Source organism: Pseudogemmobacter bohemicus, assembly GCF_003290025.1.
Classification (GTDB): domain Bacteria; phylum Pseudomonadota; class Alphaproteobacteria; order Rhodobacterales; family Rhodobacteraceae; genus Pseudogemmobacter; species Pseudogemmobacter bohemicus.
In genome coordinates this window covers 860871-880545 of sequence record NZ_QNHG01000002.1, presented here as the reverse complement: position 1 = coordinate 880545, position 19675 = coordinate 860871, and the positions used below count along the sequence as shown (strand labels likewise).

19 protein-coding genes and 2 pseudogenes are annotated in these 19675 nt (G+C 63.5%); 9 read left to right on the top strand and 12 right to left on the bottom strand.

From position 1 onward, the window contains the following. Positions 1-44 precede the first annotated feature (44 nt). Positions 45-1361, bottom strand: a complete 1317-nt coding sequence (locus DRF71_RS12180; RefSeq protein ID WP_198672183.1) for a class-III pyridoxal-phosphate-dependent aminotransferase — start codon at positions 1359-1361, stop codon at positions 45-47. A 164-nt stretch (positions 1362-1525) separates the two neighbouring features. Here DRF71_RS12180 and DRF71_RS12175 point away from each other — a divergent pair, with 164 nt between their 5' ends. The 6 genes from DRF71_RS12175 to DRF71_RS12150 all read left to right on the top strand — a co-directional run bounded on the left by DRF71_RS12175 (position 1526) and on the right by DRF71_RS12150 (position 7729). After that, positions 1526-2419, top strand: a complete 894-nt coding sequence (locus DRF71_RS12175) for a LysR family transcriptional regulator (protein ID WP_198672181.1) — start codon at positions 1526-1528, stop codon at positions 2417-2419. Between the two features lie 194 nt (positions 2420-2613). Then, complete coding sequence (locus tag DRF71_RS12170; protein WP_112310781.1) at positions 2614-3798, top strand: ABC transporter substrate-binding protein; 1185 nt, start codon at positions 2614-2616, stop codon at positions 3796-3798. A 68-nt stretch (positions 3799-3866) separates the two neighbouring features. Continuing rightward, positions 3867-4940 carry an ABC transporter ATP-binding protein gene (locus tag DRF71_RS12165; protein WP_112310780.1) on the top strand — a complete coding sequence of 358 codons (1074 nt, stop codon included), beginning with the start codon at positions 3867-3869 and terminating at the stop codon, positions 4938-4940. Continuing rightward, positions 4937-5833: an ABC transporter permease gene (locus DRF71_RS12160; protein WP_112310779.1), complete on the top strand. Its 897-nt coding sequence runs from the start codon at positions 4937-4939 to the stop codon at positions 5831-5833. The genes DRF71_RS12165 and DRF71_RS12160 overlap by 4 nt, the downstream gene beginning before the upstream one ends. Position 5834: 1 nt before the next feature. Then, positions 5835-6659, top strand: coding sequence for an ABC transporter permease (locus tag DRF71_RS12155; protein ID WP_112310778.1), 825 nt, complete (start codon positions 5835-5837; stop codon positions 6657-6659). 80 nt (positions 6660-6739) lie between these two features. Continuing rightward, the gene (locus tag DRF71_RS12150; RefSeq protein ID WP_112311297.1) at positions 6740-7729 is read left to right on the top strand and encodes an MDR family oxidoreductase; all 990 of its coding nucleotides are present in this window, start codon (positions 6740-6742) and stop codon (positions 7727-7729) included. Between the two features lie 47 nt (positions 7730-7776). Here the strand turns inward: DRF71_RS12150 and DRF71_RS28610 are convergent. From DRF71_RS28610 to DRF71_RS12130, 4 genes and pseudogenes are all read right to left on the bottom strand, one after another. Beyond that, a pseudogene (locus DRF71_RS28610) lies at positions 7777-8260 on the bottom strand (inorganic phosphate transporter); the annotation flags it as partial. 22 nt (positions 8261-8282) lie between these two features. Next, a pseudogene (locus DRF71_RS12140) lies at positions 8283-8692 on the bottom strand (IS5 family transposase); the annotation flags it as partial. A 6-nt stretch (positions 8693-8698) separates the two neighbouring features. After that, the gene (locus DRF71_RS12135; protein WP_408634532.1) at positions 8699-9058 is read right to left on the bottom strand and encodes a hypothetical protein; all 360 of its coding nucleotides are present in this window, start codon (positions 9056-9058) and stop codon (positions 8699-8701) included. Positions 9059-9108: 50 nt separating this feature from the next. Further along, positions 9109-9291, bottom strand: coding sequence for an NUDIX hydrolase (locus DRF71_RS12130; protein ID WP_112310776.1), 183 nt, complete (start codon positions 9289-9291; stop codon positions 9109-9111). A gap of 567 nt (positions 9292-9858) precedes the next feature. On the opposite strand from DRF71_RS12130, the gene DRF71_RS12125 reads away from it, so the two are divergent. The 3 genes from DRF71_RS12125 to DRF71_RS12115 all read left to right on the top strand — a co-directional run bounded on the left by DRF71_RS12125 (position 9859) and on the right by DRF71_RS12115 (position 12837). Further along, complete coding sequence (locus DRF71_RS12125) at positions 9859-10773, top strand: LysR family transcriptional regulator (RefSeq protein WP_112310775.1); 915 nt, start codon at positions 9859-9861, stop codon at positions 10771-10773. Between the two features lie 127 nt (positions 10774-10900). Next, a complete protein-coding gene (locus DRF71_RS12120) occupies positions 10901-11848 on the top strand; it encodes a hydroxyacid dehydrogenase (protein ID WP_112310774.1) in 948 nt (315 codons plus the stop codon). Continuing rightward, on the top strand, positions 11848-12837 hold the full coding sequence (locus tag DRF71_RS12115; RefSeq protein ID WP_112310773.1) for an Ldh family oxidoreductase: 990 nt from the start codon (positions 11848-11850) through the stop codon (positions 12835-12837). Before DRF71_RS12120 ends, DRF71_RS12115 begins: the two co-directional genes overlap by 1 nt. On the opposite strand, the gene DRF71_RS12110 is transcribed toward DRF71_RS12115, so the two are convergent. The 7 genes from DRF71_RS12110 to DRF71_RS12080 form a co-directional block, all read right to left on the bottom strand. Beyond that, on the bottom strand, positions 12838-13590 hold the full coding sequence (locus DRF71_RS12110; RefSeq protein ID WP_112310772.1) for a sulfite exporter TauE/SafE family protein: 753 nt from the start codon (positions 13588-13590) through the stop codon (positions 12838-12840). It lies immediately after the preceding gene. Between the two features lie 126 nt (positions 13591-13716). Then, positions 13717-14703, bottom strand: coding sequence for an ABC transporter substrate-binding protein (locus DRF71_RS12105; protein ID WP_112311296.1), 987 nt, complete (start codon positions 14701-14703; stop codon positions 13717-13719). A 75-nt stretch (positions 14704-14778) separates the two neighbouring features. Then, positions 14779-15693: an ABC transporter permease gene (locus DRF71_RS12100; RefSeq protein ID WP_232831477.1), complete on the bottom strand. Its 915-nt coding sequence runs from the start codon at positions 15691-15693 to the stop codon at positions 14779-14781. Beyond that, on the bottom strand, positions 15686-16456 hold the full coding sequence (locus DRF71_RS12095) for an ABC transporter ATP-binding protein (protein ID WP_112310770.1): 771 nt from the start codon (positions 16454-16456) through the stop codon (positions 15686-15688). The genes DRF71_RS12100 and DRF71_RS12095 overlap by 8 nt, the downstream gene beginning before the upstream one ends. A 365-nt stretch (positions 16457-16821) precedes the next feature. Then, a complete protein-coding gene (locus DRF71_RS12090) occupies positions 16822-17718 on the bottom strand; it encodes an NAD(P)-binding domain-containing protein (protein ID WP_112310769.1) in 897 nt (298 codons plus the stop codon). Between the two features lie 24 nt (positions 17719-17742). Then, positions 17743-18795, bottom strand: coding sequence for an ABC transporter substrate-binding protein (locus DRF71_RS12085; protein ID WP_112310768.1), 1053 nt, complete (start codon positions 18793-18795; stop codon positions 17743-17745). A gap of 82 nt (positions 18796-18877) precedes the next feature. Then, positions 18878-19672, bottom strand: coding sequence for an ABC transporter ATP-binding protein (locus DRF71_RS12080; protein ID WP_112310767.1), 795 nt, complete (start codon positions 19670-19672; stop codon positions 18878-18880). Positions 19673-19675: the final 3 nt, after the last annotated feature.

Genomic DNA, 19675 nt, shown 5'->3' with positions numbered 1-19675 from the left:
ATCGGGGCCGGGCTTTGTGCGGTCGCAGGGTCAGGGGTCAGGGATTACGCGATGCCTTCGGCTTCCAGCTCGCCCAGGATGGTGTCGAACACATCCAGCGCGGTGGACATATCCTCGATGCTGCAATCCAGCGGCGGCTTCACCTTGATCAGATTGCCAAGGCCGAGATAGCGGCTTTCCCCGAAGATCACGCCCTTCCCGATGCCACGGCGATAGACTTCCGAAGCCGCGCGCATCGCGGGCTCTTTGGTCACGCGGTCCTTGACCAGCTCGCAGGAGACGAAGAGCCCCGGCCCCCGGATATGGCCGATCAGCTTGCGCCGCTCGGACATCTCGCCCAGCCGCTGTGTCGCGAAATCGCCAAGGCGGCGGGCATTGGTGCAAAGGTCATCCGCGATGATCGCCTTCACGCAGGCCACGGCTGCGGCCATCGAGATCGGGAAATGGCCGAAGGTCAGCTGATCCTCGCCGCCCTGGAACTCATCCAGCTTGTCGCTGGCGAAGATCCCGGCCAGCGGGAAGCCGCCGCCAACGCCCTTGCCGAAGGTCATAATATCGGGCTGGATGCCATAATGATCGGCGGCGAACATCGCGCCGGTGCGACCGAAACCACTTTGAATCTCGTCCCAGATCAGCAGGATACCGTGACGGTCGCAAATATCGCGCAAGCCCTGGTGATAGCTTTTCGGATGCACGATATGGCCGCCATTGCCCATGATCGGCTCGACCATGATCGCCGCCACGCCGCCATCGACGCCCCTGGTGATGGTGTCCTCCATCAGGCTGAGGCACAGCTCGACCTCCTGCTCGATGCTCATCCCCATGCGGGGGCGGTATTCATCGGGATGCGGCACCCGGTGGAAGGTGGGCGAGATTGCCGAGAACGGGTTTTTCGGATGCGGCCAGCTTGCCGCCATCGTGGTGATCGAGCGCCCGTGATAGGCATCCTGCAGAACAAGGATATGTTTCGCATCGGGGCGGTTGCGGAAGGCGAGCTTCATCGCCATTTCCACCGCCGAGCTGCCATGCAGGCAATAGCCGATCCGGTTCAGATCGCCCGGTGTTATGCTGCGCAGCAAAGCGGTCAGCTCCAGCAGCGCCGGCGTGTTGAAATTCGGGCGCGCATGGGTCAGCTCGCGGGTCTGGGCAATCGCCGCCTCGATCACACGCGGATCATTGGCGCCCAGGTTGTTCGACCAGGCCTGTGAGGTGAAATCCAGATATTTCCGGCCTTTGTCATCCCAGACATAGGTGCCTTGCGCCTTTGTCAGCGTCAGCTTGCCGGGGTCACCGCCCCGCGGTTCATGGATGAAACTGGTTTTGCCGATATTTGCGATCTCGGGATCAAGCATGACCGTCATTCTCGCCTCCTGTTGGGTGTTCGGGTTCTCTGCCCCGATCATTGTCGCCGCATCCCCCGGCTGAGAATGACATTGTTCGAATGTATTTATTCGGCTAGCCTATTAATCAACGCGCCGGATCCAGGACCCCACCCGGGCAAGAGCGCGGGCCAGGGATGCCGTCCATGTCGATCAACAGCCTGCAATTGCGTCATATCCGATCCTTCCTCGCCGTGGCCGAGCGGCGTAGCTTCGTCGATGCCGCGCAGCAGCTGGGCGTGTCGCAGCCCGCGCTGTCACAGACCATCAACCATTTTGAGCAGGTGCTGGGGGTCAAGCTTTTCGCCCGCACCACCCGCAATGTGGAACTGACCGAACATGGCCAGCGGCTGCTGAAGAAATCCGGTGATCTCGATCAGGAAATCAAACGCTATTTCGCCGAGCTCAAGGCGCTGAGGGACAGTGTCGGCTCGAAAATCCGGGTCGGTTATCTGATCGGCACCGGGGTGCAGATCATCCCCGAGGCGCTGCGGCGGTTCGAGGAAAAATTCCCCGATGTGACGCTGGAACTCGCCGAATTCGACTTCAATCGCCCCGATGGCGGGCTGCGCGATGGCGAGGTCGATTGCGCCATCGTGCGCCCGCCGATCGGGGTCGAGGGCCTGCACCTCGACACGCTGATCGAGGAACCCCGCATCGTCTGCCTGCCCGAACGCCACCCGCTGGCCCGGCATGAAAGCCTGACCATCGCCGATATCAAAGACATGCCGGTCGTGGGCGCGCCCGGCGACGGGGTCTGGCGCGATTACTGGCTGGCAAGCGACCTGCTCGATGGGCAGCGGCTGAATGTGGTGGTCGAGGCGGCGACGCTGGATTCCGAGTTGCAGGCGGTCGCCTCGCATAAGGGGATCAGCATCACGGCTGAAAGCACCGCGAAATATTACGCCCGCCCCGGCGTCACCTTCCGCCCCCTGACCGATATGAGCAACTGCATTGTCGCCATCGGCTACCGCAAGGAAGGCAATCCGCGCGTCCAGGACTTCGTGAAGATCGTCAAAGCGGTCTCTGCCGATCTGTGAGGGCCGCTCTCAGGCCCCGGATTAATAATCCAGACCAATCAATTCATAGTTTCTTTGTTCTAATAATCCGCCCCGTTTTGGGCAACCAATCAGGGACGGACCAACAACAAGGCACGATCCTGCCCGCGCCGGAGCCAGAGCAATTTTCGCATGACCCGGTTTTCGCAGGATCAAAGCCATTCAGGGAGCAAACCATGTCCAACACCACAACCCGACCACCGATTTCCCGCCGCGCGCTCTTGAAAGGCACCGGCGCGGTCGCCCTTGCCTCTGCCGCCACGATCCTGCCCACGCCCTTCCTCTCCCGCGCCGAAGCCGCGACGCTGCAAATCCGCGCGCTGATGTGGGAACCCTATGTGCTGCCCGAGATGATCGCCGCATTTGAAGCCGAGCATGGCGCCAAATTCTCCACCACCTTTTTCGATGGTAATTCCGAGGCTTACAACAAGCTGAAACTGGGCGGCACCCGCGATTTCGATCTGGTCCAGGCTGATGGGTTCTGGTCACGGCTGTACTTCCGCGAGGGGCTGATCCGCGACATTGATCTGGCGAAAATCCCCTCATTGGCCAATGCCTTCCCGACCTTCACCTACCCGGATTATGAACTCCTCACCTCGGAAGACGGCAAGTCCCCGATTGGCGTGCCCTTCTGCTGGGGCGGTTACGGCATCACCTATAATGCCGAACAGGTCACCGCCGATGAGGTCGGCTCGCTTGAGGTGCTGTTCAGTGAAAAGAATGCCGGCCACCTCTCGGCCAGCGCCCGGTTCGAGGAAAACATCGCCCTTGCCGCGATCCTTGTGACCGCCCGCATGGGCACCCAGGGCTCCGCGCGCCCGGATGGCAAGCCCTTCAACCCCTATGTGCTGACCGATGAGGAACTGGCCGGCGTCGAAGCGCTGCTGATCGCGCAAAAACGCCTGCTGACCACGCGCTACCAGGATCTTGGCACGCTGAACAACCTGATGCGGTCCGGCATTGTCTGGGCGGCGCCGGAATTCAGCCAGGTCTACCGCCAGCTCCAGGGCATGCGCCGCGCCGGGGAAACGGTGCCCGATATCCAGCATAAACTGCAGGCGAAAGAGGGCGGTCTGGGCTGGATCGACAGCTGGATGGTCACCTCGGGCGTCGAAGACAGCGAGAAGCTGGAGGTCTGCCACAAATTCATGGACACGATCCTGAAACCCGAACACATGAAACAGATCGCCGACAAGGCCGGCACCTCGACCTGTATCGACATCCGCAGCCTCTCGTCTGACGAGGAACGCGAGCTTTTCCTGATGGACCGCACCACGGAACTCAAGGGCCTCCACATGTTCGATCAGCCCTCCTCGCCCGAGAAATGGGAACGGGTCTGGTCCAATATGGAATCCGCCTGATCCCTGACCCCCTCCCGGGCTGCACCGATACGCGGTGCGGCCCCCTCCTCTTATCATGGGCGCGCAGGATGTATCTGGAACTCAAAGACCTCGGCAAACGCTTTGGCACCTTCACCGCGCTGTCGGGGGTCAACCTCAGCATTGCAAAGAATGAATTCGTCTCGTTGCTGGGGCCGAGCGGATCGGGGAAAAGCACGCTTTTGCGGCTGATCGCGGGGCTGGAGCAACCGACCACCGGCTCGGTCTGGATCGATGGCCAGGACGTGACCGCGCTGCCGCCCTATCAGCGCGGCATTGCGATGGTGTTCCAGGATTTCCTGTTGTTCCCGCATATGACGGTGCGGGAAAACCTGCTGTTCCCGCTGCGCATGCTGAAACTCGGCCGCGCGGAAAGCGAAGAGCGGATCGACTGGTGCTGCAGGATCCTCTCGCTGACGGCGCTGAAAGACCGTTTCCCGAACCAGCTTTCCGGCGGCCAGCAGCAGCGCGTCGCGCTTGGCCGTGGCCTTGTCTGCCGCCCGAAGGTCCTGCTGCTGGACGAGCCGCTGGCCAACCTTGACCGCGAACTCAGGCGCGAGATGGAGGTGGAGATCCGCTCTTACCAGATCCAGCTGGGCATCCCCTTCGTCTATGTCACCCATAACCAGGAAGAAGCGCTCTCGATGAGCGACAAGATCGCGGTGGTGAACAAGGGCGGCATCGAGGATTTCGCCGAACGCACCGAGGTCTATCACAACCCGCGCACCAAATTCATCGCGCAATTCGTCGGGCGCTCGAATGTGTTTTCCGGGCCGGTCACGGTCGCGCCGGATGGTGAGCGCTCGATCCTGTGGCATGGGCACCGGATCGGTTTGGGCGAAGCGCTGCGCCAGGTGAATGGCGGCAGCGCCAGTGTCTATGTCAAGATCGAGAACACCCTGATCCAGCCCGGGGATGCCGCATCCGAAGGCAGGATCCCCGGCCGCTTGCGCGACGTGATCTTCCGCGGCCAATATGCGGAATATATCGTGGAACTCGGCAGCGGCGAGGAAATCGTCGCCAGCGCCATCGAGCCGGGCGCCACCATCAGGCCAGGCGATGCGGTGCTGATCTCCTGGGACAAGACACAGATCGACGCCTTTGCCGATGAGGTCGCCGCATGAACCGGGGCCTTTTCCAGCGCTGGCTCAGGCTGAATGAAAGCCAGCGCTTTGTCATCCTGACCTCGCCGGTCATCTTGTTCCTGACCCTGTTCTTCGTGATCCCGCTGGCCTCGATCCTGCTGGTCAGCTTCTGGCGGACGGAAAGCTACCAGCTGATCACCGACTGGAACCTGCAAAACTATATCGACGTGCTCTCCGAGCCGAGCTACCGCACCTTTATGATCCGCTCGGTGCTGACGGCGCTGATCGTTTCCATCACCTGTGTGGCGATTGCCTGGCCGGTGGCCTATTTCGTGATCCGCTATGGCGGGCGCTATAAGCTGTTGATCACGCTGGGCCTTGCGGTGCCGTTCCTGACCGGGATCGTGCTCAGGGTGATCGCGCTGCAAGGGGTGCTGGGGCCGATTGGTCTGGTCAATCTCGGGCTGATGAAGCTGGGGCTGCCACCCATTGACGCGCTGATGTACACGAAAACCGCCACCGTGGTCGGGCTGATCTATCTTTACCTGCCCTTTGTCACCACCGCGATCTACCTCTCGCTCCTGAACTTCAACTTCCGCCTGCTTGATGCCGCCAAGGTTTTCGGCGCCGGCAATATGCGCGCCTTCTGGGAGATCACCTGGCCCCTGAACTGGGTCGGCACCGTGATCGGCTTCGCGCTGACTTTCGTGCCGAGCCTTGCGGAATCCATCACGCCCCGCTTTCTCGGCGGCGCCGATGGCACGCTTTACGCGATGGCGATGGGGTCGCAATTCTCGGCCACCGGCACCTGGTCCCTGGGTGCCGCGATGGGGGTGGTGTTGTTCTTCGTCGCCGGGCTGACGCTGCTCACCATCAGCCGCCTCGTCAATCTGAAGCGCGCCGGCTTTACCGGTGCCGGGAGCAGGGACTGACATGGATTTCACCGCCTCCAAAGCCGCCAATAAGATCATCCTCGGCGGAGCTCTGATCCTCACCTATATCTTTCTCTATGTGCCGATCCTGCACATCACGCTGGCCTCGTTTTCAAAGGATATCGTCTGGCCCTACCCGATCCGCTTCACCTGGGATGCCTATAGCTCGCTGTTGCAAAGCTCGATCTATCAGGAGGCGTTTCTGAACAGCCTGATCCTGGGCCTTGGTGCGGCGGTGATCTCGACGGTGATGGGGACGCTGGCGGTGCTGAGCCTCCTGAAATACCGCTCGCGCTACAAGACCCTGATCCTCGTGATGATGGTCGCGCCTTTATTCGTCGCCGATGTGCTGCTGGGGATCTCGACCCAGGTGCTGAACGGGCTGTTCCTGCATATACCCGGCAATCTCTGGTCGGCGATCCTCGCGAATTCGGTGCGCGGCTTCACCTATGCCACGCTGATCATCGCAACGCAGCTGTTCCGCTATAACTGGAAGCTCGACGATGCCGCGATGGTGTTCGGCGCCGGCCCCATCCGCACCTTCTTCGAGATCACGCTGCCCAATATCTGGCCGGCGCTGCTGGGCGCCTTCATCGTGACCTTCATCCTGGCGTTCAACAATCTCGACATCTCGTTCTACACTCTGGGCGCGGTGCCGACGATGCCATCGGTCGCCTGGGGCTCGCTGCGGTTCGGCATCAAGCCCGAGCTTTACGCGATTGCAGCCCTGGTCAATGCCGGGGTCCTGCTCTGCCTTGTGGTGATGTTCGTCCTGATCCGCACCGGGGCGGCGGGCTTTGGCTTCAAAGAGGGTCGCGACGGCTGATCACGACCGTGGGGCCTTGCGGCAGGCCCGGCAGTTGTTAGCAATGGAGGAGACAAAGCGCGTCCAGGATGGAGCTCTCGATGACCACGACCTTCCCCGCCATGGTGATCAGCGACGAGAATGGCAGCCACCGGGCCGCGCTGACGCAACTCAGCCTGGCGGATCTGCCGGATAATGACGTGCTTGTCGAAATCAGCCATTCCAGCCTGAATTACAAAGACGGGCTGGCAATCACCGGCAAAGGCCGTATCGCGCGACGGCTGCCTATGGTGGCGGGGATCGACCTCGCGGGCGTGGTGGTCGAATCGCGGGTGCCCGACTGGCAGCCCGGGGATCGGGTGATCGCGAATGGCTGGGGCCTCTCCGAGACCGAATGGGGCGGTTTCAGCCGGTTCCAGCGGCTGAAGGCGCAGCACCTGACGCGGCTGCCCGCCGGGTTCTCGGCGCTGGAAGCCATGGCAATCGGCACGGCGGGTTATACGGCGGCGCTCTGCCTGCTGGCGCTGGAGGATCACGGCACCCTGTCGCAACCGGGAGAGTTCCTGGTGACCGGCGCAGCGGGGGGCGTCGGCACGGTGGCGATTTCGCTTTTGGCAGCGCGGGGGCTCAGCGTGATCGCCTCGACCGGGCGGACGTCAGAGGAGACCTTCCTGAAAAGCCTTGGCGCCAGCGGCATCATCGACCGCAATACGCTTTCCGCGCCGGGAAAGATGCTGCAGGCGGAACGCTGGGCGGGAGGCGTCGATTCCGTCGGCAGCCATACCCTGGTCAATGCCCTGGCGCAGACGGTCTATGGCGGCGCCTTTGCCGCCTGCGGGCTGGCGGGGGGCGCGGATCTGCCAGGCTCGGTGATGCCGCATATCCTGCGCTCGGTTGCGCTGCTGGGAGTGGATTCGGTCCTGTCCCCGCAGCCCCGCCGCAACCGCGCCTGGGCCTTGCTGGAGCGCGACCTCAATCGCAACAAGCTGATTGCGCTGACCACACTGGCACCGATGGCCGATCTGCCGAAACTGGCCGAAGAGATCGTGGCAGGCAGGATCCGCGGCCGCACTGTGATCGAGATCGGCTGAACCCCCACTGCTGCTTGGAAGCCCGGAGGCTCAGAGCGCCGGGCAAAAAGCCCCGAAACAAGCGTCGTTGCGGATACGGTGATCCCCCAGGCCGCAATGATGGTCATAAAATGCGACCGGCGCACCAGCTTGCGGCGGCGCCGCTCTTCGCTGACCATCTCGGGCAATATGACGGCGCCGGTCAGCTGGCGCATCCGCCGCACCTCCAGCCCTCGCGGAAGAAACCGACGCCAAAAATGCCCCCGATGGCGATATGGGTCTGGCTGACCGGCAGGCCAGCTGGCCGCGATCACCGTCACCGCTGCCGAATGCGCACCCCAACAGGCCCGCATCGCGCTCAGCCGGGGGATCTGGACACCGACCATGCGGATCAGCCCCGGCCCGAACAGCAAGAGCCCGACCGCGATGCCAGGCGCCCCGATCATCATCACCCAAAGCGCCACCGCCATCCAGCAGCGAGACAATCGCCGCCAGCGGCCCGATCGCGTCAGAGGCATCATTCGCACCATGGGCAAAACTTATCAGTACGGCCTGGGCTCCAGACTCATGAACTTTAGAGCCAGAAGATGACGGTCGCTGCGAGGGCTATGGCTGACAGGAAGACGATGGGGCACCTGTCGTATCGGGTCGCACCGCGCCGCCAGTCCTTGAGCCTTCCGAACATGATCCCGATGCGGTTGCGGCGCTTGTAACGGCGTTTGTCGTGCCTGATGGCTTTCTTCCTGCCCTTCCGGCCGGGGATGCATGCCTTTATCCCCTTGTCTTTCAACGCCTCTCTGAACCAGTCGGCATCGCAGCCCCGGTCGGCCAGCATCCACTCTGCCTGCGGCAGACTGCTCAGCATGGCAGCGGCGCCGGTGTCGGGCCAGCCGTGACGGACATGCGGATCGGGCGGCCCTGAGCACCGGCTACGGCATGAAGTTTTGTATTCATGCCGCCTTTCGTGCGACCGATCAGCCGCCCCGGCGATCAGGGCGCCGTCTCGCATATCGCCGCGATGATCAGCGCGCCGGTCATGGGCAGCGCGTTGCCGCCCACCGCCGGGCCCATATTATTCGCCACATCATTGGCACCGATATTCAGCGCGAGCCAGGCCGCGAAAGCTGAGGTCACCACGATCACCAGCCCGCCCGGGCCACCGTCGGAAACCACCGCCGCCCAAAGCGCGGCCAGGGCGGCAAAGACCAACCCCAGCCCCACCGCGACCAGCGGCCGCGCCACATAGGAACTGGCAGGCTCCAGCCGCGAAATCCGGTTCAGGTCGCAGTCCGGCACTTGCCAGCCTGGCTCGGGCTGATCGCGCAGGGGCGGTTCGGTCTGCCCGCTCATTCTGTCTCGTTACACTGCAAGGATGTCGGGGGATCGGGTGGCCCCGCCCGTCAGGCCGGGCTGATCAGCGCCACACTGTTGCGCAAAAGTCCGGCCAGTTCCGGCTCGTCCACGAGGCGCGCGGCCTCTTCGGGAGTGAACCAATCCCGCTTGCGCCGACCGGCCCCGGGATAGCTGTCAAGCAGGCGGACGGGGCGGATGGCCCCGACATCGACCACGGTTGGCACCGGCACGTCGCACGAGAACCGCTTACGATAGGGTAGCGCCCGACCAGCTGCGGGCGCGGATCGCCCATCCGGATACTGGCCTCTTTCCAGGCTTCCTCGGGCGCGGCTCCGGCGCCGTCGCGACCCGTCTGTGGCCAGTCCTCGGGCAGGATCCGGCGCCCGGTGGTCAGGGATGAGATCAGCAGGCGCGCCGCCGTTGGTTTCCCGCATATGCCAGCACAGCGCTGCCCCTGGCAATGCGAGGAGCGCCGCAGGATCAGGGCGATAAAATCGGCCCGGAGCTTCCACAATATGCGCGATCCCCGGTTCAAAATCACCCGGCAGGGCTTTGCCGGATAATCGACAGCAAATGTCATAAACAGGTTACAATTTGCTTATAATCGCAGCACCCCCCTTATCGCAGGCGCCGTGCCTTGCGCACAGGCCGCCAGCCCGTCCAAACGGTCGGGCCGCACCCCAGGGCAGCAGCCTGGGATATGTAAATTCTTCTTTACAAATCCCGGCCCGATACAGATCAACGTAAGAATTCACTACCAAACCTCGCAGCGGCCACCTGGACAGAAGGGCAGCGCAGTGTCGATCCGTATGCTGAAAACGCTGATAGCGGTGGCCGATCACGGCACCTTCAGCGCCGCCGCCGAGGCGGTTTTCGTCACCCATGCCGCCGTCAGCCAGCAGATGCGCGCGCTGGAGGAGGAGTGGCGGGTGCAGATCTTCAACCGCGCCACCAGGACGCCCGAATTCACGCCGCTTGGCCGCGCCCTGCTGGCCCGCGCGCGCGAGGTGGTGCGCGCCTATGACGATATCGTGCCCTCGGTGCTTGGCGATGACGGGCTGAAGGGTGAATTCCTGCTGGGCGCGGCGCCGACAACGCTGACCGGGCTGACCCCCTTTGCCACCGCAATCCTCAAGGCCCGCTTTCCCGATCTGCATGTCGGCCTCTTCCCCGGCCTGACCACCCATCTGATCAACGAGGTCGAGCGCAATACGCTGGATGCAGCGCTGGTCTCGCGCCCGGCGCTTTTGCCGAAAAATCTGATCTGGCATCCGGTCGCGGCGGAAGAGCTGGTGTTGATCGCGTCCGGGAAAATCGAGACCTCCGACCCGGTGCAGATCCTGCGCGCGCATCCCTTCATCCGGTTCTCGCGCGATGCGGTGGTCGGGACCATCATCGAGGGCTGGCTGCAAAGCAACAATATCCAGGTCTCGGAAAGCATGGAACTGGGCGGGCTCGAGGCGATCTATGCCATGGTCCTTGCCGATCTGGGCGTTTCCATCGTGCCGGAACCCTGTGTGCAGGTGCCGCATATCGTGCCGCTGAAACGGCTTCGACTGGCGCCTTCGGGTGGGCCGGTGCGCCATCTGGGACTGGTCCATCGCCGCGACAGCACCAAGTCGCGGGTGCTGGAAGAGGTGCTGCGCGCCATTGAACTGGCCCGCGAAGGGGGCAGTTTCTCTCCCGAAGCCATCGCCGCCGCCCTGGCCTGACCATTGCCAGTACTCCCCGGGGAAATGCCGCTTTCGCGGCGGAAGCGTCTTGCTTTGGCAGCAAGTCTTATATATGAGTAAATATACAAGATATGCGCATCAATGCCGGCCCCAGGGGGAGAGAACCATGCAGATCGTCGTTCCGGAATTTATGGAAGAGGACATCCTGCGCACGGGGCTGACAGGCTGCGACATCCTTTACGACCCGGGCCTTGTCGACCGGCGGGACGCGCTGCTGGCGGTGATGGCGGGGGCGGATGCGGTGATCGTCAGGAACCGCACCCGGGTCGATGCCGGGATGCTGGCGGCGGCGCCGCGGCTCAGGGTGGTCGGGCGGCTGGGTGTCGGGCTCGACAATATCGACCTTGAAGCCTGCAAGGCGCGCGGGGTCGCGGTCTTCCCGGCCTCGGGCGCGAATGACATCTCGGTGGCGGAATATGTGATCTCCTCGGCCATGGTGCTGCTTCGCGGCATCCATGCGATGCCCTCGCGCCTCGCCGGTGGCGACTGGGCACGGGGCGCGCTGATGAACGGGCGCGAGATCTGCGGCAAAACGCTGGGGCTGGTCGGTTTCGGCTCCATCGCGCGCGAGACAGCGATGCGGGCGCTGGCGCTTGGGATGGAGGTCATCGCCTATGACCCGCATCTGGCGCCGGAAGGGCCACATTGGGGGCTGAAGACCGGGCGGGTGCGACCCGTCGGGCTGGAGGCGCTGCTGGCGGGCGCGGATGTGCTGTCGCTGCATGTGCCGCTGACCGAAGGCACCCGGCATATGATCAGCGCGGCGGCCCTGGCGCGGATGAAACCCGATGCCATCGTGATCAACGCCGCACGCGGCGGTGTGGTCGATGAGGCGGCACTGGCCGGGGCGCTGCGTCAGAACCGTCTGGCCGGCGCGGCGCTGGATGTGTTCGAGACCGAGCCGCCACCGCCCGAGGACTGCGCCCGGTTCCAGGGCCTCGCGAATGTCATCCTCACGCCGCATATCGCGGGGCTCAGCCAGGAATCGAACCGCCGGGTTTCAGAGGTGACGGTGGCCTCGGTGCGCAAACATCTGATGGCGGAGGCGCTGTGATGGAAACCCTCTCCCTCGACGCAGCGCGAGACCTCATAGCCGCCGCCCTGACCCGCAACGGCGCCAGCGCGCGCGCCGCCACCAGCGTGGCGCACGCCCTGGTCCAGGCCGAGGCGGATGGGTTCAAGGGGCACGGCCTCTCGCGCCTGCCCGCCTATGTGGCGCAGCTGCGCGTGGGCAAGGTCCGGGGCGATGCGGTGCCGCAGGTGAGCCGCCCACGCCCCGGCGCGCTGGTGGTCGATGCCGGTTTCGGCTTTGCCTTTCCGGCGCTGGACAAGGCGGTCGAGACCCTGCCCGAAGTCACCCGTACGCAAGGCATCGCCTGCGCGGCGGTCACCCGCTCGCATCATTGCGGCTCGGCCGGAGCCTTTGTCGAGCGGCTGGCCAATAGCGGGCTGGTCGCGCTTTTATTCGCCAATTCGCCGGCGGCGATGGCGCCCTGGGGCGGCAACCGCGCGGTCTTCGGCACCAACCCGATCGCATTCGCCTGCCCGCTGCCCGGGGATGCTCCGGTGGTGGTGGATATGGCGCTTTCCACCGTCGCGCGCGGCAATATCGTTGCGGCGGCGAAAAAGGGTGAGGCGATCCCGCCCGGCTGGGCTTTTGACGAGGATGGCCAGCCGACCACCGATGCAAAACGCGCGCTGGCGGGGACGATGGCGCCTTTGGGAGACGCCAAGGGCACCGCGCTGGCGCTGATGGTCGAGCTGCTGGCCGCCGGGATGATCGGTGCCAATTACGCCGCCGAGGCGAGTTCGTTCCTCGACGATAAAGGCCCGCCCCCGGGCACCGGGCAGCTGATCATCGCGCTGGATCCAGGTGCCTTCGGCGCCGATGCGCTGGCGCGGTTTGCCATGCTGGCCGGGTCGGTCACCGATCAGCCCGGCGCCAGACTGCCTGGCGCGCGCCGGCTGGATCAGCGGCGCGCGGCCGGGCGCGACGGGCTGCAACTCGCACCGGCGCTGATCGCGGAAATCGCCGCGCTGTGATCAGAACAGCGCGGGCAATTCCCGCAGCACGATCAAAAGGCCCGAGGCGAAAAGCAGCACGATCAGCAGCCGGCGAAAGCGCGCATCGCTGAGCCGGCGATAGACCCGGATGCCGATCTGCGCCCCGATCATCGTTGCAGGCAGCGCGATCAGCGTCAGCCAGAGCGTCTCGGGCGTATATTGGCCATGCAGCGCGAAGGTCACCATTGCCAGCGCCAGCACCACGACGTTGAAGGGCTGCAAAACCGCCCGCGTCTCGGCCTTGGTCCAGGGCCGCATGGCGCACCACATGGTCGGCAGCGCACCGGAAAGCCCCGCCGCCCCACCCAGCAACCCGCCCAGGAAACCCACGGTTGAATCGACCACAGGCGTCGGGCGCTGAATGCTGGGCAGCGACCGGTGCAGGGTGAAAAAGGCGCCGTAAAGGATCATCATCGCGGCGATGGTCAGCTTGAGTGCCGGCGCGGAAATCATCGACAGCACCATGGCGCCCAGCGGGATTCCCGGCAGCGCCGGCAGCAGGAACCGCATCAGCCGCACCCGATGCGTGCTGATCTCACGCCGCACGATCCAGACCCCCTGGAGGCCGCTGATCACCGACATCACCACCGAGATCGACACCGCCTGACCCGGCGGCAGCACCTGCAGCCAGAAGCCAAGCGCCAGCAAAGCGGTTCCAAACCCCGCCAGGCCATTGATGAACCCGCCCGCCAGCGCCCCGGCAAGCAGGAAGGCCAGAACTTCCCCCGTCAATTCAGATCACCCCACCACCACCTTGCAATGCCAGAGCCTTGCCTGTCTCATTGTTTCGATCCTTTGATATTACGCAGAAATATGCCCCCGCCACAGGGCGGGGGCAAAGGTGTCTGTGATCCGCGATCAGCCCGGGAAGGCGGTCGGGAAAAACAACTCTTTCCAGTCGGTCACATCGGTGGTGATCAGCCCGGCCCGGGTCATATAATCGAGATAGGGGCCGATCCCTTCCGGCGTCACCGACCAGGTCACCCGCGGATCGGTGATCAGCTCGATCACCTCCGCCGCGCTGAGATTGGTCGCTTCCGCCCCCATCCAGATCTTCGCCGCCTCTTCCGGGTTTTCGCGGATGAAGGTCATCGCCTCGTCCAGCGCCGCCATCAGAACCGCCACCGTCTTCGGATTGGCCTCGACGAATTCCGACTTGGCCCAGATCATGTTGAAGGTATGCGGGCCGCCGACCACATCATAGCTGTCAATCACCTTATGCGCGCGCGGATCCTTCAGCTCCTGGTTCTGGAAGGGCGGCGCGCCGAAATGGGCACTGATCTCGGATTGCCCGCCCAAAAGCGCCAGCAGCGCATCCGGATGCCCCATCGAGACGGTAAAGGCGTCCAGCGCGGCATGCTGCCCCTCGCCCAGATATTTCTCGGCCGCCATCTGCAACGTGATCGCCTGGATCGAGGTTTTCACCGCCGGCAGCGCGATCTTGTGCTTTCCGGTGAAATCCTTCAGCTCTTTCACCTCAGGATCGGTGGTGACAAGGTAAAGTGGCATCGATTCCAGTGCCGCGATGCCTTTGACCTTGAGATTGGCCTGGGTACGCGCCCAGATCGTCAATGCCGGGCCAACGCCGCCGGCCGCGATGTCAAGGTTCCCGGACAGCAGCGCCTCATTCATCCCCGAACCGCCGGTGAAGCGCAGCCATTCGGTGGTGAAGTCCAGCCCGGCCTCTTTGGCATGTTTCTCCAGAAGGCCCTGCTCCTCGATCAGGGTCAGCGGCAGATAGCCGATGCCGAATTGCCGCGCCATGCGCAGGGTTTCCACCTCGGCCAGAGCGGGGGCGGCAGTGACCAGCCCGAAGGCCAGCGCAAGTGACAGTCTCAGCTTCATCTTCATTCCTCCCTCGTGCGGGTTCGGGCGACCCCTCCTCCGGGCCGGCCCGCCCCCGTTATGACAGTCCCGGTTTCAGTGCTGCACGCCCCAACGCTGGATGGTCAGGCGTTCAATGGTGCGGAAGATCAGGTTCTCGACAACAAGGCCGATGATGATCACGGTCAAAAGCCCGGCGAACACTTTGGGGATATCCAGCATGTTCTTGTTTTCAAATATGAACCAGCCAAGCCCGCCCGAACCCGAGCTGACCCCGAACACCAGTTCCGCCGCGATCAGGGTCCGCCATGCAAAGGCCCAGCCAATTTTCAGCCCGGTCAGGATCGACGGGAACGCCGCCGGGATCAGGATTTTGATGATAAAGGCCGGCCCTCTCAGCCCGTAATTGCGGCCAACCATTTTCAGCGTTTTCGACACACCCAGGAACCCTGAATGGGTGTTCAGCGCGATGGCCCAGGTGACCGAATGGACCAGCACGAAGATCAGGCTGCCATTCCCCAGCCCGAACCAGATCAAGGCCAGGGGAAGCAGCGCAATCGCCGGCAGCGGGTTGAACATCGAGGTCATGGTTTCCAGAAAGTCGGTGCCGATCCTTGAGGCAATCGCCAGCGCGGTCAGCACCGAGGCCAGCGCGATGCCAAGCCCGTAGCCCATCAGCAGAACCTTCCCGGACCCCCAGGCTGCCGATGGCAGCGTGCCATCCATCAGCCCGCTGAAGAAAGCGGATATCGTTGCCGTAAAGGTGGGAAACAGCAGGTCGTTGTTCAGCGCCCTGCCATAGATTTCCCAGATCCCCGCCAGCAGGACAAGGATCACCAGCTTTCTCAGCCAGGCCTCGCGGTAAAGCGTCTCGAACCATGAGAGCTTTTGTTCGGTGATGGTCAGGTCGCCGCCGCTGACATCTTGATGAAAGATCTCCGGACGGTCGGCGGTGGTGCCTGGAACGCCTGGTTCTGCCATATTCCTGAGCCTCGCAACTGGTTCAGACATGCTCCACCTCATCGGGTTCATGCGCAAAGAGCATCTCGTGGATCTGCCGCTCCAGCTCTGCCGCCTTGCGCGGATCGGTGGTGCTGTTCATCTCGGCCTTCACGCGTCCCGGATGCGGCGACAGCAAGAGGATGCGGTTGCCGATCTTGATCGCCTCTGCAATCGAATGGGTGACGAAAAGGACGGTGAATTTCGTCTCTTCCCAGAGCCTGAGCAATTCGTCCTGCATCCGCCGCCGCGTCAGCGCGTCCAGCGCCGCGAAGGGCTCGTCCATCAACAGGATATCCGGCTCCATCGCCATGCCGCGCGCGATGGCGACCCGCTGCTTCATGCCGCCCGACAGCATATGCGGATGGCTGTCGGCGAATTTCTCAAGCCCGACCTTGACCACATAGTCCATCGCCTTTTCATCCGCCTCGCGGGCAGACAGCTTTTTCGACGCGGTCAGGGCAAAGGCCACATTCTGGCGCACGGTCTTCCAGGGCAGAAGCTGGTCGAACTCCTGGAAAACCATCATCCGGTCCGGTCCTGGCTGGGTGATCTTGCGCCCCTTCAGCCGCATCTCGCCCTCGGTCGGTGTGATATAACCACCCACCGCCTTTTGCAGGGTGGATTTCCCGCAGCCCGATGGCCCCAGCAGGATGAAACGATCCCCCTGAAACACGTCGAAACTGACCCGGTAGGTCGCGGTGATCAGATGATTTGGTGTTTTATATTGCAGGGTTACCCCCCGCACTGTCAGCAGCGGATCATTTGGCTGCATCTTTCCTCCCTCTAGATCTGCCGGAACAACGCCTCCCAACGCCGTTCCCAGTGGATAGGGTCGCCCGCCTGGCCGGATCCTGGCGCGAAGCGCTGCCGGCAAGGCCTTTTATCCAGGCCTCCTTTCAGCCCGTTCAGGGCGAAGCCAATCGGAAATGGTGCAAAGCCGCCACACCCGGAAACGAGGCAATCGGCCGGCTTCCTTCCCTAAGGTTAGGGGAGAAGGTTTCGCAAGAAAATCTAAAAATCTTAATATTTTGTGTAAGAATTATTTTCAGTCGCGCATCAGGGAAAGGATTCCATCGCGGCCACAAACCGCCGCGATGGGATCCCGCCCGCGCCCGGGAGGGGCACTTATGCGTGTGGTCAGACGAAGCTTTGTTCCGGCAGCGCCGCACGGCGGCGGAGGGTTTCCAGAAGCGCCGACCAGTCATTGCCGCCGAAGCCCTCGGCTTTCGACATCTGATAGACCTGCGAGGCCGCCGCACCGACCCCCAGCGGCATATTCAGCCCCGCCGCATAGATCAGCGCCAGCGTCAGGTCCTTTGCCGCCAGCCCAAGGCCGAATTCCGGCGAGATATCCCCGGCAAAGATCTTGCGCGCATAGGCTCCGGTCAGGAACCCCTTGCCGGCGGTGGTGCCCGACAGCACTTTGACCGTGCGTTGCACGTCAAGCCCGGCAGCCTCGGCAAAGGCCAGCGTCTCGGCGGTCAGCACATTCAGCGCGGTCGACATGAAGTTGTTGACGATCTTCGTCCGGGTGCCGGTGCCGTTCTCGCCGCAATGGATGGTTTCCCGCCCCACCGCGTCAAAGACCGGCATCGCGCGGGTCACATCCGCTTCGTCGCCGCCCGCGAGGATCAGAAGCTGGCCCCGCTCCGCGAATTCCGAGGTGCCGCCGACCGGCGCATCGACCATGGGTATCCCCATCGCCGCCAGCCGCGCGGCAATGCGGTCGGTCGCCTCAGGCGCGACGGTGCTCATGTCGATGTAAAGCGTCTCTGCCCCCATCGCTGCGGCAACGCCCGGTGATCCGAACAACACCTCTTCGACATCCGGTCCGTTCGGCAGCATCGTCACCACGAAATCGCGCCCCGTCGCCGCCGCCGCCGCACTGTCTGCGGCATGACCGCCGGCGGCGGCAAGGCTTGCCACTGCGCCCGGGTTGATGTCGTAGACGGTGACCTCATGCCCGGCGCCGATCAGCTGGCGCGACATGGCATGACCCATACGGCCAAGCCCGATAAAACCAATTCTGGCCATTCTGTTACCCTGTTCCCTGACCGCTTATTTCGGGTCGAATTCGGTCGCAAAAGCGCGCAGCTTGTCATCCGCCGCAATCGCCTGGAGATAGCTGTCGGTGATATGGGTCGCGCTGTCGGGCGCCTCGGTGATGGTGCCGACGGTGGTGAGGAAGGCGCCAATCTCGCCCGCCCAGGCATCCAGCTTCGACGCCCCGGCCGCGCGCGACATCAGCGCCAGCTGTTCATCCAGCAGGAAGACCGGGCGCAGCGCGAATTCCTTTTCCATCGACTCGGGCGTCACTTCCAGACCGCCGGTGGCGTAGAAATCCAGCGCCAGTTTCCTGGCCTCTTCCGGATTGGCCTTTGCCCAGGACCAGCCGCGCAGATAGACCGCAAGGAATTTCTCGATCTGCCCGGGCGAGGCGCCCGCAAAAGCCTCGGTCGTGATCAGCAGGCTGGGCACCACCGCGCCAGCATCGGCGCCGCTGCACAGGGGTTTCGCCCCCATCTTCTCTTCGAGCGTGTAGAGATTGGGCGCCCAGACCCCGGCGACCGAGCCGCTGCCCGAGGACATCGCGGTGATGATCTGGGCCTGGCCCAGATTGACGAAACGCACATCGTCATAGCCGAGGCCGAATTTCTCAAGGCACTTACGCGCGGTGAAGTCGACGGTGGAATTGGTGGTCAGCAGGATCTGCTGGCCCTTGATCTGCATCGGATCGGCAAGGATCGCCTCCGCATCGGGGCCGGCGACAACCAGCGCATTGGTGCGCGATTCATCATTGGCGATGCCGATGGTCGAGATGTTGAACCGCGAGGCGCCCAGAACCGCCGGCACCGCGCCGGTGATCCCAACATCCCAGGGCCCCGAAGACCCTGCCGCAATCTGCGGCGCTCCGGCCGGGAAGGTCACGAATTCGGGCGCGAGGCCCATCTCGGCCCACCAGCCCTTTTCATTGGCGAAATGCAAAGGCAGCGCCCAATACATCGCCGGCTGATAGCTGATGGTGATCTTTTCCTGCGCGAAAGCCGCGCCCGAAAGAGCGGTGGTGATGGCGAGGCCAAGGGCCGCGCCCGGCATAAACTTAACAGACATTCATTCCTCCCTGATTGTTGTTCCGGGCCGCCCAGAGCGCCGGTTTTTGCGTCAGTCTTTGCGCCAGTCTTTGTGTCGGTCTTTATTTCGATGCGCCCTTCTCCTCGCGCAGCGATTTCCAGATATGGGTGCGCAGATGAATGAAGGATTCCGTGTCCATCACATCCTCGATGCGCTCAAGATCGTCCCACTTCTCCGCCTCGCGGATAGCCCGCACATCGACCACTTCCTTGATGCGGCCCGGACGTTTCGTCATAATCGCGACGCGATCGGCCAGGTAGACCGCCTCTTCGACACCATGGGTGATGAAAAGCACCGTGCGCGGCTGAACGCGGGCCAGCCGCACCAGCTCTTCCTGCATCACCACCCGGGTCTGGGCATCCAGCGCTCCGAAAGGCTCGTCCATCAGGAGCACGGCGGGGTCGAGCACATAGGCCCGCGCAATCGCCACCCGCTGCTGCATGCCTCCCGAAAGCTGATGCGGAAAGGCGCTGGCATGGCTTTCCAGTCCCATCAGCTGCAAGGCACCCTCGACCAGGCTCTTGCGCTCCCCTTTAGGCAGGCCCTTGTTACGCAAGCCGAATTCGATGTTTTCGGCCACCGTCTTCCAGGGGAACAGCGCGAATTGCTGGAACACGACCGCGCGGTCCGGCCCGGGGGCGACCACATCCTGGCCATTGACCATGACCCGGCCCGAAGACACCGGCTCGAACCCCGCCACCATCCGCAGACAGGTGGTCTTGCCGCAGCCCGAAGGGCCGACAATGGCGACGAATTCCTTCTCGGTCACATCCAGTGTCACATTCTGCAGCGCCTGAAACGCGCCCGGCCCGGAACCATAGGTCTTGCCGGCATTCTCGAAACGAATGGAACCCATTTT

Excerpts from the sequence above, each read along its gene's own strand:
- DRF71_RS12180 (WP_198672183.1), bottom strand. The coding sequence starts at position 1,361 with ATGACGGTCATGCTTGATCCCGAGATCGCAAATATCGGCAAAACCAGT.
- DRF71_RS12175 (WP_198672181.1), top strand. The coding sequence starts at position 1,526 with ATGTCGATCAACAGCCTGCAATTGCGTCATATCCGATCCTTCCTCGCC.
- DRF71_RS12170 (WP_112310781.1), top strand. The coding sequence starts at position 2,614 with ATGTCCAACACCACAACCCGACCACCGATTTCCCGCCGCGCGCTCTTG.
- DRF71_RS12165 (WP_112310780.1), top strand. The coding sequence starts at position 3,867 with ATGTATCTGGAACTCAAAGACCTCGGCAAACGCTTTGGCACCTTCACC.
- DRF71_RS12160 (WP_112310779.1), top strand. The coding sequence starts at position 4,937 with ATGAACCGGGGCCTTTTCCAGCGCTGGCTCAGGCTGAATGAAAGCCAG.
- DRF71_RS12155 (WP_112310778.1), top strand. The coding sequence starts at position 5,835 with ATGGATTTCACCGCCTCCAAAGCCGCCAATAAGATCATCCTCGGCGGA.
- DRF71_RS12150 (WP_112311297.1), top strand. The coding sequence starts at position 6,740 with ATGACCACGACCTTCCCCGCCATGGTGATCAGCGACGAGAATGGCAGC.
- DRF71_RS12135 (WP_408634532.1), bottom strand. The coding sequence starts at position 9,058 with ATGAGCGGGCAGACCGAACCGCCCCTGCGCGATCAGCCCGAGCCAGGC.
- DRF71_RS12120 (WP_112310774.1), top strand. The coding sequence starts at position 10,901 with ATGCAGATCGTCGTTCCGGAATTTATGGAAGAGGACATCCTGCGCACG.
- DRF71_RS12115 (WP_112310773.1), top strand. The coding sequence starts at position 11,848 with ATGGAAACCCTCTCCCTCGACGCAGCGCGAGACCTCATAGCCGCCGCC.
- DRF71_RS12105 (WP_112311296.1), bottom strand. The coding sequence starts at position 14,703 with ATGAAGCTGAGACTGTCACTTGCGCTGGCCTTCGGGCTGGTCACTGCC.
- DRF71_RS12100 (WP_232831477.1), bottom strand. The coding sequence starts at position 15,693 with ATGTCTGAACCAGTTGCGAGGCTCAGGAATATGGCAGAACCAGGCGTT.
- DRF71_RS12095 (WP_112310770.1), bottom strand. The coding sequence starts at position 16,456 with ATGCAGCCAAATGATCCGCTGCTGACAGTGCGGGGGGTAACCCTGCAA.
- DRF71_RS12090 (WP_112310769.1), bottom strand. The coding sequence starts at position 17,718 with ATGGCCAGAATTGGTTTTATCGGGCTTGGCCGTATGGGTCATGCCATG.
- DRF71_RS12085 (WP_112310768.1), bottom strand. The coding sequence starts at position 18,795 with ATGTCTGTTAAGTTTATGCCGGGCGCGGCCCTTGGCCTCGCCATCACC.
- DRF71_RS12080 (WP_112310767.1), bottom strand. The coding sequence starts at position 19,672 with ATGGGTTCCATTCGTTTCGAGAATGCCGGCAAGACCTATGGTTCCGGG.